General features: G+C 70.4%; 13 protein-coding genes. 8 read left to right on the top strand and 5 right to left on the bottom strand.

The window, feature by feature from the left end:
* The first annotated feature begins 173 nt into the window (after positions 1-173).
* The 3 genes from U1F38_RS06790 to U1F38_RS06780 are packed head-to-tail and all read left to right on the top strand — an operon-like array spanning position 174 to position 2,760.
* Positions 174-1,109: an inositol monophosphatase family protein gene (locus U1F38_RS06790; protein ID WP_409986296.1), complete on the top strand. Its 936-nt coding sequence runs from the start codon at positions 174-176 to the stop codon at positions 1,107-1,109.
* On the top strand, positions 1,106-1,831 hold the full coding sequence (trmB, locus tag U1F38_RS06785; protein WP_409986295.1) for a tRNA (guanosine(46)-N7)-methyltransferase TrmB: 726 nt from the start codon (positions 1,106-1,108) through the stop codon (positions 1,829-1,831). Before U1F38_RS06790 ends, trmB begins: the two co-directional genes overlap by 4 nt.
* Positions 1,828-2,760: a pseudouridine synthase gene (locus U1F38_RS06780; protein ID WP_409986294.1), complete on the top strand. Its 933-nt coding sequence runs from the start codon at positions 1,828-1,830 to the stop codon at positions 2,758-2,760. Before trmB ends, U1F38_RS06780 begins: the two co-directional genes overlap by 4 nt.
* A gap of 10 nt (positions 2,761-2,770) precedes the next feature.
* On the opposite strand, the gene U1F38_RS06775 is transcribed toward U1F38_RS06780, so the two are convergent.
* Positions 2,771-3,238 carry a hypothetical protein gene (locus tag U1F38_RS06775; RefSeq protein WP_409986293.1) on the bottom strand — a complete coding sequence of 156 codons (468 nt, stop codon included), beginning with the start codon at positions 3,236-3,238 and terminating at the stop codon, positions 2,771-2,773.
* Between the two features lie 184 nt (positions 3,239-3,422).
* On the opposite strand from U1F38_RS06775, the gene U1F38_RS06770 reads away from it, so the two are divergent.
* Together U1F38_RS06770 and U1F38_RS06765 are read left to right on the top strand one after the other, a co-directional pair.
* A complete protein-coding gene (locus U1F38_RS06770) occupies positions 3,423-4,367 on the top strand; it encodes an MBL fold metallo-hydrolase (protein WP_409986292.1) in 945 nt (314 codons plus the stop codon).
* Positions 4,368-4,377: 10 nt separating this feature from the next.
* Positions 4,378-4,755 (top strand): MAPEG family protein, encoded by a 378-nt coding sequence (locus U1F38_RS06765; RefSeq protein WP_409986291.1) that lies wholly within the window; start codon positions 4,378-4,380, stop codon positions 4,753-4,755.
* A gap of 449 nt (positions 4,756-5,204) precedes the next feature.
* On the opposite strand, the gene U1F38_RS06760 is transcribed toward U1F38_RS06765, so the two are convergent.
* A complete protein-coding gene (locus U1F38_RS06760) occupies positions 5,205-5,699 on the bottom strand; it encodes a peroxiredoxin family protein (protein WP_409986290.1) in 495 nt (164 codons plus the stop codon).
* A gap of 87 nt (positions 5,700-5,786) precedes the next feature.
* On the opposite strand from U1F38_RS06760, the gene U1F38_RS06755 reads away from it, so the two are divergent.
* On the top strand, positions 5,787-6,617 hold the full coding sequence (locus U1F38_RS06755) for an oxaloacetate decarboxylase (protein ID WP_409986289.1): 831 nt from the start codon (positions 5,787-5,789) through the stop codon (positions 6,615-6,617).
* Between the two features lie 75 nt (positions 6,618-6,692).
* Positions 6,693-7,844 carry a cytochrome P450 gene (locus U1F38_RS06750; RefSeq protein WP_409986288.1) on the top strand — a complete coding sequence of 384 codons (1,152 nt, stop codon included), beginning with the start codon at positions 6,693-6,695 and terminating at the stop codon, positions 7,842-7,844.
* 195 nt (positions 7,845-8,039) lie between these two features.
* On the opposite strand, the gene U1F38_RS06745 is transcribed toward U1F38_RS06750, so the two are convergent.
* Both U1F38_RS06745 and murJ read right to left on the bottom strand, forming a co-directional pair.
* Complete coding sequence (locus U1F38_RS06745; RefSeq protein ID WP_409986287.1) at positions 8,040-8,897, bottom strand: SirB1 family protein; 858 nt, start codon at positions 8,895-8,897, stop codon at positions 8,040-8,042.
* Between the two features lie 49 nt (positions 8,898-8,946).
* The gene (gene murJ, locus U1F38_RS06740) at positions 8,947-10,500 is read right to left on the bottom strand and encodes a murein biosynthesis integral membrane protein MurJ (RefSeq protein ID WP_409986286.1); all 1,554 of its coding nucleotides are present in this window, start codon (positions 10,498-10,500) and stop codon (positions 8,947-8,949) included.
* A gap of 109 nt (positions 10,501-10,609) precedes the next feature.
* On the opposite strand from murJ, the gene rpsT reads away from it, so the two are divergent.
* The gene (gene rpsT / locus U1F38_RS06735; RefSeq protein WP_409986285.1) at positions 10,610-10,912 is read left to right on the top strand and encodes a 30S ribosomal protein S20; all 303 of its coding nucleotides are present in this window, start codon (positions 10,610-10,612) and stop codon (positions 10,910-10,912) included.
* A 160-nt stretch (positions 10,913-11,072) separates the two neighbouring features.
* Here the strand turns inward: rpsT and U1F38_RS06730 are convergent, their stop codons facing one another.
* Positions 11,073-12,617, bottom strand: a complete 1,545-nt coding sequence (locus U1F38_RS06730; protein WP_409986284.1) for an efflux transporter outer membrane subunit — start codon at positions 12,615-12,617, stop codon at positions 11,073-11,075.
* Positions 12,618-12,635 lie beyond the last annotated feature (18 nt).

The raw sequence follows: 12,635 nt of genomic DNA, 5'->3' as shown, positions 1-12,635 counted from the left end.
TCATTGCCGCTTGCCATGGACATGGGGCTGGCCGCCGCCGTTTCAAGGCCTGGGCCACAGGGCGCGGGCCCTTGAACGCGGGCCGCCGAGACATGGGAAAATACGCACTTTGCCGCCGCCATCGGGCGCGGTCTTGCCGGGGCTCGCACCCGGCGCCGCTCTTCACACAAATCATGTCGTCCTCCCTGCATCCCATGCTCAACGTGGCCATTCGGGCCGCCCGCGCCGCCGGCGCCATCATCAACCGCGCCGCCCTCGACATCGAGGCCGTGCGCATCTCGCAAAAGCGCGCCAACGACTTCGTCACCGAGATCGACCACGCCAGCGAGGACGCCATCATCGAAACCCTGCTGACGGCCTACCCGCAGCACGGCATCCACGCCGAAGAGTCCGGCCGCACGCACGGCAATTCGCGCTCCGACCACGTCTGGATCATCGACCCGCTGGACGGCACCACCAACTTCATCCACGGCTTTCCCGTCTACTGCATCAGCATCGCGCTGGCGGTTGCCGGCCGCGTCGAGCAGGCCGTGGTGTACGACCCCACCCGCAACGACCTGTTCACCGCCACGCGCGGGCGCGGCGCCTTCCTCAACGAGCGGCGCATCCGCGTGAGCAAGCGCACGCGCCTGCAAGAAAGCCTGATCGCCACCGGCTTTCCGTACCGCAAGGGCGACGATTTCGACGGCTACCTGCGCCTGATGGGCGAGCTGATGCGCCACACCGCCGGCCTGCGCCGCCCGGGCGCCGCCGCGCTGGATTTGGCCTATGTGGCGGCCGGCTTTTCCGACGGCTTTTTCGAAACCGGGCTGAAGCCCTGGGACGTGGCCGCCGGCTCGCTGCTGGTGACCGAGGCCGGGGGGCTGGTCGGCAACTTCACCGGCGAGGTGGGCGACACGCTGGAGCAGGCCGAATGCCTGGCCGCCACGCCGCGGGTGTATGCGCAACTGGTGTCGGTGCTGCGCAAGCACTCGCGCTACCAGGACGCCGCCGGCGCGGCGGCCATGCCGGGCGAGCGCAAGGGTTCGCTGTCGCTGCGCAAGCACGAGGTGGGCGCGACAGAGGCATTTTTGCAAAGCGCGTCGGAACCCGACACCGGCGCAGCATGACCCCGCCCGAGGACAGCGGCGCGCACGTGGCGCATCCGCGCGCGGTACGCAGCTTCGTCACCCGCGCCGGCCGCATGACCGCGGGCCAGGCCCGCGCCCTCAGCGAGCTGGGCCCGCGCTACGTGCTGCCCTATGACCCGAATACTATCGATTTGGTAGCTGCCTGCGCAGGATCAACGGGCGCTGGAGGCCAGATTCATTTAAAAACCGTGCTGGAGATCGGCTTTGGCATGGGCCAGGCCACGGCGCACATCGCGGCGCTCAAGCCCGATACGCTGTTCATCGGCTGCGAAGTGCACGAGCCCGGCGTGGGCGCGCTGCTCAAGCTGGTCGACGCGCTGCAACTGAGCAACGTGCGCATCATTCAGCACGACGCGGTCGAGGTGCTGCGGCACATGATCGCCCCCGGCACGCTGGCCGGCATCCACATCTTCTTTCCCGACCCCTGGCCCAAGAAGCGCCACCACAAACGCCGCCTGATCCAGCCGGCCTTCGTGCACGAGCTGGCGCTGCGCCTGGCACCGGGCGGCTATCTGCATTGCGCCACCGACTGGCAGCCCTATGCCGAGCAGATGCTGGCCGTGCTCTCGGGCGAGCCCCTGCTGGCCAATACCGCTGCCGACTACGCGCCGCGCCCCGACTACCGCCCGCTCACCAAGTTCGAGCTGCGCGGCCTGCGCCTGGGCCACGGCGTGTGGGACCTGGTCTTTCAGCGCCGGTGAGCCGGCCTGCGCGCACGCTTGATTTGCCCTTGCGCGAGGGCGTGGCCGCCAGCGCCGTGGCCGTTCCCGTCGGCCCCTGGCCCACGGTGCTCGATTTTCTGGCTGAGCGCCTGCCCGCACTGTCCCGCGCAGACTGGCACGCGCGCCTGACGGCCGGCGACGTGCTGGGCGACGCCGGCCAGCCTGTGGCGCCCGACGCGCCCTGCCCCACCGGCCGGCGCCTGCACTACTGGCGCTGGCAGGCGAACGAGCCCGCCTTGCCGCACCCCGAAACCGTGCTCCATCAAGACGAATGGCTGGTGGTCGCCGACAAGCCGCACTTCATGCCCGTCACCCCCGGCGGGCGCTTTGCCCGCCAAAGCCTGCTGGCACGCCTGCGCCAGCGCCTGGGCCTGCGCGAGCTGAGCCCCGTGCACCGCATCGACCGCGACACCGCCGGCCTCGTGGTGTTTGCCGTGCAGGCGCGCACGCGCGGCGCCTATCAGGCGCTGTTTCGCGACCGCGCCGTGCGCAAGCACTACGAGGCCGTCGCCGCACATCGACCCGAGCTGGACTTTCCGCGCCAGCACGCCAGCCGCCTGCAGGCCGACCCGGAGCGCTTTTTCATCAGCCGCGAGCTGCCCGGCGCGCCCAACAGCCTGACCGAAATGCGGCGCCTGCGCGTGCTGGGGCCGCACGCGCTGTACGGCCTGCAACCCGTCACCGGCCAGCGCCATCAGCTGCGCCTGCACATGGCCGCGCTGGGCCTGCCCATTCTGGGCGATGCGTTCTACCCCGAGGTGCGCCACGCCCCGGGCGTGGACGACTGGCAGCGCCCGCTGCAACTGCTGGCGCGCGCCATCGCCTTCACCGATCCGCTCACCGGCCAGGCACGCCAGTTCGAATCGCGCTTGCAACTGGCGGCCGCACAAGGCCACTGGCCCGACTGACGCGCGCCGGTCAGGATTCGCCCAAGGGGCTCAGCTCGGTCAGCGACGCCGCCTGCAGCGGGCTGAAGTCGCTGTCCAGGCGTGCGCGCCGGCGTGCGCTCAGGTGCTCGCGCAGCTGCACCACGCGTTGGCCATGCGCCAGCTCGCCTGCGCCGCCCGGGTTGGCGCTGCGCACGATGCCGGCAATGCGCCGCGAGCTGACGTGGTGCTGCGGCGCGCTGGCGGCGCCGGCCAGGTCATCCGCGTCGAACAGCACCAGTTGCACGGCGCCCCGATCGCGCTCGCTCAGCACACCCAGCTCGAACAGCTTGCGCTGAAAATACGCTTGAAACTGCGGGCGCTCGGCCAACGGCACGCGCTGGCCGGTTTCAATGCGCAGCAAGACGCCGCGGCGCCCCCGCTCGTCATGCGTGCGCATGCAATCGCAGCGGCCGTGCAGGCCGATGTGGCGCATCAGCAGCCGCGTGGCCGATCGCACCCGGTGCAGACGCGCGGCACCCCCGAAGACGGGCGCCAGCGCCCTTTGGATAAACTGCGGCAACACCTGAAAGCCCCGTCACGCAAAATTACAAGTCAGGCGCAAGGATAGCGCGGTCAGCCCCGATTTCGTGAATTTTTTCGCATTTTTTAGCTCTTTTATCTTAATCCCAACACCCGCCCGCATGACCCAAGGCCCCAGCACGATCGCTGACGACATTCGCGTGTTCGACCGCGGCTGGCTGTCGTCCACCAACGTCCTGTGCCTGGGCGACGAGCCCGCGCTGGTGGACACCGGCCACGTCAAGCACGCCGCGCAGACCGTGGTGCTGGTGCGCGAGGCGTTGGGCGGCCAGCCGCTGGCGCGCATCGCGCACACCCACCTGCACAGCGACCACTGCGGCGGCAGCGGCGCGCTGCAAGCGGCCTGGCCGCAGGCGCAGGCCTGGGTGCCCGAGCCCTCGCTGGACGCGGTGCGCCGCTGGGACGAGCGCGCCCTCAGCTTTGGCCCCACTGGCCAACGCTGCGAGCGTTTTCAGGCGCATCACGCCCTGCGCCCCGGGGACACCGTGCGTCTGGGCGCCCGCACCTGGCAGATTCACGCCGCCCCCGGCCACGACAACCTCGCGGTGCTGCTGTTCGAGCCCGCCGCGCGCATCCTGATCGCCGGCGACGCGCTGTGGGAGCACGGCGTGGGCGTGATCTTTCCGCAAATCGACGGCGGCGAGGGATTTGCCGCGTTCGAGCGCACCTTGCAGGCCATCGAGGCGCTGCAACCCGACTGGGTGGTGCCCGGCCACGGCCAGCCCATCGCCCGCGCCGGCGGGGGCGTGGAGCGCGCCTTCGGCCAGGCGCGTGCCCGCGTGCAGCGCTTTCAGGCCCACCCCGCGCAGCACGCGCTGTACGCCGCCAAGGTGATGGTCAAATACCAGTTGATGGACGTCGAGTCCATGCCCCTGCCCGCCTTTGCCGCCTGGGCCGACGCCGCGTCGATCCTGCGCCAGCTGCATGCGCTGCACCGCCCCGAGCAGCCCTGGAACGACTGGCTGCAACACGCCGTGCTGGCGCCTTTGCTGGACAAGGGCACACTGCGCCAGGACGCCACCCACATCCACAACCACGCCGATTGATCCGCCCGCCATGCACCCCATCCACATCGTTGCCCTGCTGGCCGTCATGCAGTTCTTCTACTTCGGCGCCAAGGTGGGCCGCGCACGCGCGCAGTACGGCATCAAGGCGCCGGCCGTCACCGGCCACGAGATGTTCGAGCGCGCCTATCGCGTGCAGATGAACACGCTGGAGCAGCTGGTGGGCTTCTTGCCCGCCCTGCTGATTGCCGGCGCGTACTGGCCGCAGGCCGCGGTGGCCGCCATCGGGGCGGTCTACCTGATCGGGCGCGCGCTGTACCGCCACCAATACATGCAAGACCCGGCCAGGCGCGCAACGGGCTTTGCACTCACCGTGCTGCCCACGGCCATCTTGCTGCTGGCTGGCCTGGTGGGCGCCATCGCGCGCTGACCTCGCTCAGTTGCCCATGGCGCTGCGCGCTACCCGCAGCCGACGAAACGCAAAGGGCCCAATGGCCGCGGAGCAGGCCAAGCCAACGATCGCCAGTGGCCGGGGTCTCCCCGGCCACTGGCGAGCCTTGCAGGCCGCGGCGGCGCCACAGGCACCGCCTCTTCGGGCCGTCCAAGCCTGCGTGGGCAGGCTTTGAGCCGCGGCCCTCAGCCCCCAGCAAGGGGGTTGGCGAAACATCGAGCAGCGAGTGGAGACTGGGGGTGTTTCATCTCAGGTATCCATGGCGCTGCGCGCCGCCCGCAGGGCATGAAACCCAAAGAGCCAAAGGGCCGCGGAGCAGGCCAAGCCAACGATCGCCGTGGCCGGGGTCTCCCCGGCCACTGGCGATGCCCCCTGCAAGGGGGTGGGCGGAACATCGCGCAGCGAGTGAAGACTGGGGGTGTTCCATGTCACCGCTCGGCCAGCAGCGTGCCCAGCGCCGCGCCCAAGGCCAAGTCCGGCACGTGGCCAAAGCTGTGCTGGCGCACCCGCCCCCGGCGGTCGATCAAGATCAGGCTGGGCGTGCCCTGCATGCCGTAGCGGCGCATGGTGAGCGGAAGCCCGCCGTGGCCGTCCGGCCGGTCCACGCCGATCGGAAAGCGCAGGCGGTTTTCAAAGATGTAGGCCTCCAAGGACACCGGCCCCATCGCCTCGTGGTGCTCGAACACCGTGTGCAGGCCGATCACCACCAGCTCGGGCCCGGCCAACTGCTCATGCACCTGCTGCGCCTGCGGCGTGGCCAGCCGCACGCAGGCCGGGCACAGCATCTGGAAGGCATGCAGGACAACGACCCGGCCGCGCAGGCCGGCCAGCTCGAGCGGCTGCTCGGCGTTGAACCACTGGGCCACGTCCCAGTCGGGCGCGGGTTGAAAATGGGCTTCGCCTTCTTCAACGGAATGGGCCATCCATGCCTCCTGCAAACAGGGATTCATTATTGACCCGATCCAGCGGCGTGGCGCCCGCACTACGATGACCGGCAGGAGCTTTTCCCGATGCTGCCCACCCCCGCCCAAATCACCGCGCGCCGCAGCGCCTTCCGCCAGTTGCACGCCAGCGGCTGCTTTGCCATCCCCAATCCCTGGGATGCGGGATCGGCGCGCTATCTGGCGCAGCTGGGCTTCAAGGCGCTGGCCAGCACCAGCTCGGGGCGCGCCTGGTCGCAGGGCGCGCCCGACGGCGGCCTGCCGCTGCCGGCCGTGCTGGACTACCTGCGCGAGCTGGTGGCGGCCACCGAGTTGCCCGTCAACGCCGATTTCGAAGGCGGCTTTGCCGACACGCCCGACGGCGTGGCGCGCAACGTGCGCGCCGCCATCGACACCGGAATCGCCGGCGTTTCCATCGAAGACGCCAGCGGCGACGCGACCGCACCGCTGCTGGCGCTGCCCACCGCCGTGGCCCGCCTGCGCGCGGCGCGTGCGGCCATCGACGCCTCGGGCCAGGACGTGATGCTGATCGGCCGCGCCGAGAACTTCTTTGTCGGCCGCCCCGACCTGGACGACACCCTGCGGCGGCTGCAAGCCTATGCCGACGCCGGCGCCGACTGCCTGTACGCGCCCGGCATCACGACGCGCGAGCAGATCGCCGCCGTGGTGGCTGCGGTGGCGCCCAAGCCGGTGAACGTGCTGGTGGGCGGGCCCAGCGCCCTGACGATGGCCGAGCTGGCCGCGCTGGGCGTGCGCCGCGTCAGCGTGGGCGGCGCCCTGGCGCGCGCGGCCTGGGGCGGCTTGCAGCGGGCGGCGCGCCAGTTGGCCGAGCAGGGGCGCTTTGACGGCTTCGAGGGCGCCGTGCCGGGGCGCGAGTTGAACCAGCGCATGCAGTCTTGATCCAGGGCAAAACCCCATCGGCCAAGTCGGGCGATGCTGGACGCATCGACTTTCTGCCGCTCGACGACCGACGCCATGGCCTCTCCCTTCGCACCCGACTGGGACCCCACCTCGCCCGCCGTGCTCACCGACCAGCGCGCCGCCTACGACATCCAGCGCGAGCGCTGCCCGGTGGCCTTCGGCCCCACGGGCCAGGCCAGCGTGCTGCGCCACGCCGACGTGCTGCGGGTGCTGGCCGATCCCGACACCTTCAGCAGCGCCGTGTCCGACCACCCGGCCGTGCCCAACGGCTACGACCCGCCGCAGCACACGGCCTACCGCAAAGCGCTCGACCCTTTCTTCGCGCCCGAGCGCATCCGGCACTTTTCTCCGGTGTGCCGCCGGCTGGCCGTACGCGTCGTGCAAGAGGCCGTATCGCTGGGCGATGTCGAGGCCAGCCACGAGTTCGCCCTGCCCTTTGCCGTGCGCGTGCAGTCGGCCTTTCTGGGCTGGCCGGCGCTGATCCAGGACGAGTTGCTGGACTGGTTGCAGCGCAGCCGTGCCGCCACGCGCTCGGGTGACCGGGCGCTGACGGCGCAGGTGGCGCAGGAATTTGAAGCCTTCGTCCTGCGCGTGCGCGATGCCCGGCTGGACGCGCCCCCGACCCAGGACATCAGCACCGAGCTGATGCACACCCGGGTGGACGGCCGCCCGCTGGACCTGCGCGAGTTGGCCAGCGTGCTGCGCAACTGGACCGTCGGCGAGGTGGGCACCATCTCGGCCTCGGTCGGCATCCTGCTGCACTGGCTGGCCACCCAGCCCGACTGGCAACGGCGCCTGCGCGCCGAGCCGACGCTGCTGCCCCAGGCGATCGACGAAGTGCTGCGCATCGACGGGCCGCTGGCGGCCAATCGGCGCATCACCACGCGGCCCGTGGCCTTGGGCGGGCGCGAGCTGCCGGCGGGCACGCGCCTGTCGCTCAACTGGATCGCCGCCAACCGCGACCCGCAAGCCTTTGACGCGCCCGATACGTTTGACCTGGCGCGCGATCCGGCCGCCAACCTGCTGTATGGCGCGGGCATCCACGTCTGCCCGGGGGCGCCGCTGGCGCGGCTGGAGCTGCGCCTGCTGATGGAGGAGTTGCTGATCCGCACCCGCAGCATCGGCCTGACCGAGGGGCACACACCCACCCGCGCGGTGTTTCCGGATGCGGGTTACGCGAGCTTGCGCATTCGGCTGCGGGCCTGATACTGAAACAGCCGGACGCAGAGGACGCAAAGAAAGCGCAAAGGACGCAGAAGATTCCAAAAAAATTGAATGGAAGCAATCAAGGCGCTTTGTTCATGCGCGCAGATTGCTATCGTTTTTGATATTTTAAAGGGTGCTTTTTGCGTCCTCTGCGAACCCTTTGCGTCCTATGCGTCCGGTATTCCCGGCGTCTCGTCAGCCCGAACCCTCATCGCCCAGCGCCCGCAAGCGCTGCGCCATTTGCTCGCGGTCGCCGGCGTGCTCGGCCTGGCGCAGGTACAGCGCCAGGTCGGCGCGCGCGCGCTGGCGCTGCCCCAGCTCGGCCAGTGCCAGGCCCCGCTCGCGATAGGCGTCCCAGGCCTGGGGCAGCAGCGTGATCAGGCGGTCCTGCACGGCCACCAGGCGCGCCCAGTCGCGCTGGCTGCGGTGAATGTGCTGCAAGTTGCCCAGCATGCGCGCCAGCATTTGCCGCGGCGTGGCGGGCTCCAGAAACAGGCCGAGCGGCCAGTCCTGCGCCCGTTGCGGCTCGCCGGGCGGCGCCATCCATTCGGCCAGGCGCTCGCGCAGATCGGCGCTGCCCAGCGACTGGCCGGTGAACGGGTCGATCACCACCCGGCCCTCGGGCAGGTGCACCTGCACCAGGAAGTGCCCCGGAAAGCCCACCCCATCGACCGGCAGATCCAGCCCGCGCGCCAGCTCCAGCCACAACACGGCCAGCGAGATCGGGATGCCCCGGCGCGTGTGCAGCACCTGGTGCACATGGCTGTTGCCGGGGTCGTAGTAGTCGTTGGCGTTGCCCGCAAAACCCAGCTCGCCAAAGAAGAACTGGCCCAGCGCGCGCAAGCGCTCGACCACCGACGCGCCCGGGGCCACGCGCCGGCTCAGGCGGGCGGCCAGCGCGTCCACGTCGGCCAGCACCTGCTGCACGTCCAGCTCGGGGTATTCGTCCTGTGCCAGGCTGGCGGCCGCCTCCAGCAGGGGCAGGCCATCGTCGCTTTGCACCAGGGTGGCAAAGTAGCGCAGCGGCGTGGACGTGGCCCATTCGAGGTTCATGTCTGCCCTTGTAGGCCGAGCGGCCGGCGCCGTCAACTGGCCTGTGGCGTCAGCGCCGCAGCAGCTGGCGCAAACGCAGGCCGGCCGCCGCCAGCGCGCCAAAGTAGATCAGCGCCGCAACCGCCAGCACGCCCGCCAGCAAACCGATGCGCGGCCAGGTCGGCAGGTGCAGCCAATCGAAGTGGCGCGCGGCCCACAGCAGGAAAACGCCCAGCAGCGCGCTGCCCGCCGCGGCCTGCGCGCCGAACCGGCGCCAGCCGGGGCCCGGCCGGTAGTGGCCACGCCGCACCAGCCCCACCAGCAACCACAGCGCGTTGACCAGCGCGCCCAGGCCGATGGACAGCGTGAGCGCCGCGTGCTGCAGGAACGGCACAAAAAGCACATTGAACAGCTGCGTGATGACCAGCACGGCAATGGCAATGCGCACTGGCGTGCGGATGTCCAGGCTGGCGTAATAGCCCGGCGCCAGCACCTTGACGGCCACCAGGCCCACCAGGCCGATGCCGTACATGGCCAGCGCAAAGGCCGAGCGCTCCACGTCGGTGACGGAAAAGCGCCCGTGGTGAAACAGCGCCGCCATCAGCGGCATGGCAAACACGCCCAGCGCCACCGCACAGGGCAAGGCCAGCAACACCACCAGCCGCAGACCCCAGTCCAGCATCTGCGAATAGCGCGCGTCGTCGCCACTGGCGCGCGCCGCGGCCAGTTGCGGCGTCAGCACCACGCCCAGGGCCACGCCCAGCAGCGCGGTCGGAAACTCCATCAGCCGGTCGGCGTAGAACAGCCAGGTCACGCTGCCCACCGCCAGGTGCGAGGCGATCTGCGTGTTGATCAGCAGCGACAGCTGCGCCACGCCCACGCCCAGCAGCGCCGGCAGCATCAGCCCCAGCACCTGCCGCACGCCCGCGTCGCGCCAGGCCGCGTGCACCTGCGCCAGCGACACGCCGATGCGCGGCAGCAGCCCCAGCCGCACCAGCGCGGGGGCTTGCACCGCCAGTTGCAGCACGCCGCCGGCCATCACCCCGGCGGCCATGGCATAGATGGGCTCGACGCCCATCCGCGCGAACCAGGGCGCGCCCAGCCAGGCCGCGACGATCATGGTCAGGTTCAGCAGCACCGGCGTGGCCGCCGGCACGGCAAAGTGCCGCCACGTGTTCAGGATGCCGGCGGACAAGGCCACCAGCGACATGCAGGCGATGTACGGGAACATCCAGCGCGTCATCAGCACGCCGGCGTCGAAGCTGGCGGGCTCCAGCCCGCTGGCCAGCGCCCAGACCAGCAGCGGCGCGGCGACGATTCCCAGCGCGCTGGTGAGCACCAGCACCCCCGCCAAGGCCGTGGCCACCGCGTCGATCAGCGTGCGCGTGGCCGCATCGCCCGCACTGGCCCGGCTGCGCGCCAGCACCGGCACGAAGGCCTGGCTGAAAGCGCCCTCGGCAAACAGCCGGCGCAGCAGATTGGGGATGCGAAAGGCGACGTTGAAGGCGTCCGTCAAGCCGCTGACGCCAAACACCGAGGCCATCAACAGGTCGCGCGCCAGGCCCGTGATGCGCGACACCAGGGTGAGCAGGGAAACGGTGGAAGCGGCCTTGAACAGACTCATGCGGCTCTCGATTGGGGCCTGAAGTGTAGTCTGCGGATGCCCTGCGAGCCCGAAAAGAGTAGAATGCGCGGTTTGCCGACAACATCCTCAAACCCAAAGGAACATTGAAATGGCTGCTGGAAAGCCCAAGAAAAAGAACCCGCGCCTGGCGTCGGGCCGCAAACGCGCACGCCAGAACGTCGCGCTGAACGCCGCGAACACCTCGCTGCGCTCCAAATACCGCACCTCGGTCAAGAACGTCGAAAAGGCCGTGCTGGCCGGCGACAAGACCAAGGCCACGGCCGCGTTCGCCATCATGCAATCGGTGGTGGACAGCATTGCCGACAAGGGCATCTTCCACAAGAACAAGGCCGCGCGCGACAAGGCCCGCCTGTCGGTCAAGGTCAAGGCGCTGGCCCAGGCCGCCGCCTGAGCCCAGACCCACACCCCGCCCGGGGCGATTCATTCACGATCGCCCTGCCGTTTGAATCGGGTGCGCTGTCGGCAAACAGCACAAAAACCGCCTTCGGGCGGTTTTTTCGTTTTCGGACGATGCCTTCTCGTTTGGGATGGCGCAAGAGACCTGCAACCTCTCAGGCACCGGGCTCGCTGGCGTCCGGCGCCCCCACCGAGGCCTGATACAGCGCCGCGCTGTCGACCAGCCGCTGCGCCTGGGCGGCGACGAGGCCGACTTGGCTTTGCTGCGCCTGCTGCCGCGCCAGCAGCACCTGCACGTAGCCGGCGGCGCCGAGCGCGTATTGCCGCTCGGCCGAGCGCAGGGACTCGCGCGCCGCGCTATCGGCCGCCGCCTGGGCAGCCAGCGCCTGCGCATCGTGATCGAGCGCGCGCAGGGCGTCGGCCACCTCCCGCAGCGCCGCCAGCACCACAGCTTGGTAGTTGGCGCCAGCGGCATCGAGCGCCGCCAGCGAGGCACGCCGCTCGGCCGGCAAGCCGGGGTTGAACAACGGTTGTGTCAGCTGCCCGAGCAGGGCCCAGGCGGCCGAGGCGCCGCCGAACAGGGCGCCCGCCGTCAGCGCCTGGCTACCCAGGCTGGCGCTCAGGTCGATCTGAGGGTATAGCCTGGCCACTGCCACCCCGTGGTCGGCGCCGGCGGCGCGCAGCAGCGCTTCGGCGGCCTGGATGTCGGGGCGACGGCGCGCCAGTTCGGACGGCAGCACCACCGGCATCACGGCGGGCAAGCTGAACTCGGCCAGGGTGAAATCCGGCACCGGTGTCGCCCCCGGCGCCTTGCCGGCCAGAACAGCCAGCAGGTGCTCGCTTTGATCGAGCTGCTTGCGCAGCAGCGGCACGCCGGCGCGTGTCTGCTCGATCTGCGCCTGCAGGCTGAGCAGCTCGTCGGGTGCCGCCTGGCCCAGGCGCAGGCGCTCGCGCGCCAGGCCCAGTTGCTCTTGCTGCACGCCCAGCAGCACCTCGGTGGCGGCGATCTGCCCGGCCAGCCGAGCACGCCCGATGGCGGTGGCCGCAATGCTGCCCGCCAGCGTCAGGCGCGCGCCCACGAGCTGCTGGCGCCGATGATCGGTGCGCGCCGCCAATGCCTCCAGCGCACGCCGGTTGCCACCCGACAGGTCGAGCCGATAGCGCACGCCGACACTGGCGCTGTACAAGTTGAATTCACGCGCATCGCCGGCTTGACCCTGCACACTGGGGTTCAGGCGCTGGCGTTGCACCCCCAGGTTGCCACTGACCTGCGGGTACAGGGTCGATCCGGCTTGCGCGGCATAGGTCTCGTCGGCCTGGCGCAAGGTGGCCTCGGCCGCCGCCAGCGTGGGGCTGGCCGCGAATGCCTGCTCGATCCAGTCATCCAGCCGCCGCGAGCCCAGGCTGCGCCACCACTGCGCCGGCACCGGCGCGCCCACCCCAAAGCTCTGCGCCGCACCCAAATCGGTATCGGCCGATGCCGTATGCGTCGGCAACGGCGTTGCCGTGTAACTGGCAACCATGGGAACTTGCGGGCGCTGGAAATCGGGGCCGGCAGCGCAACCGGTCAGCAGGCCGAGGGCTGCCAGCGTGGCCAGCCCGAGCGCCGTGCGCGGGCGTGCGCCACCGCCCCGCCCTGCTCCCGGAGCGTAAGCGGGCCCATGGCTCGGCGTGGCGATGCGATCAGTGTTTCGTCTCATGTCCGACTCCTTGGGCGA

The organism is Ottowia sp. (genome assembly GCF_046348305.1).
Classification (GTDB): domain Bacteria; phylum Pseudomonadota; class Gammaproteobacteria; order Burkholderiales; family Burkholderiaceae_C; genus Ottowia.
Note: the sequence above shows the minus strand (reverse complement) of the source record. Positions and strands in the feature narration are given on the sequence as shown.

Coding starts and splice junctions, on each gene's coding strand:
- U1F38_RS06790 (WP_409986296.1), top strand. CDS start 174: ATGTCGTCCTCCCTGCATCCCATGCTCAACGTGGCCATTCGGGCCGCC.
- trmB (WP_409986295.1), top strand. CDS start 1,106: ATGACCCCGCCCGAGGACAGCGGCGCGCACGTGGCGCATCCGCGCGCG.
- U1F38_RS06770 (WP_409986292.1), top strand. CDS start 3,423: ATGACCCAAGGCCCCAGCACGATCGCTGACGACATTCGCGTGTTCGAC.
- U1F38_RS06765 (WP_409986291.1), top strand. CDS start 4,378: ATGCACCCCATCCACATCGTTGCCCTGCTGGCCGTCATGCAGTTCTTC.
- U1F38_RS06760 (WP_409986290.1), bottom strand. CDS start 5,699: ATGGCCCATTCCGTTGAAGAAGGCGAAGCCCATTTTCAACCCGCGCCC.
- U1F38_RS06755 (WP_409986289.1), top strand. CDS start 5,787: ATGCTGCCCACCCCCGCCCAAATCACCGCGCGCCGCAGCGCCTTCCGC.
- U1F38_RS06750 (WP_409986288.1), top strand. CDS start 6,693: ATGGCCTCTCCCTTCGCACCCGACTGGGACCCCACCTCGCCCGCCGTG.
- U1F38_RS06745 (WP_409986287.1), bottom strand. CDS start 8,897: ATGAACCTCGAATGGGCCACGTCCACGCCGCTGCGCTACTTTGCCACC.
- murJ (WP_409986286.1), bottom strand. CDS start 10,500: ATGAGTCTGTTCAAGGCCGCTTCCACCGTTTCCCTGCTCACCCTGGTG.
- rpsT (WP_409986285.1), top strand. CDS start 10,610: ATGGCTGCTGGAAAGCCCAAGAAAAAGAACCCGCGCCTGGCGTCGGGC.
- U1F38_RS06730 (WP_409986284.1), bottom strand. CDS start 12,617: ATGAGACGAAACACTGATCGCATCGCCACGCCGAGCCATGGGCCCGCT.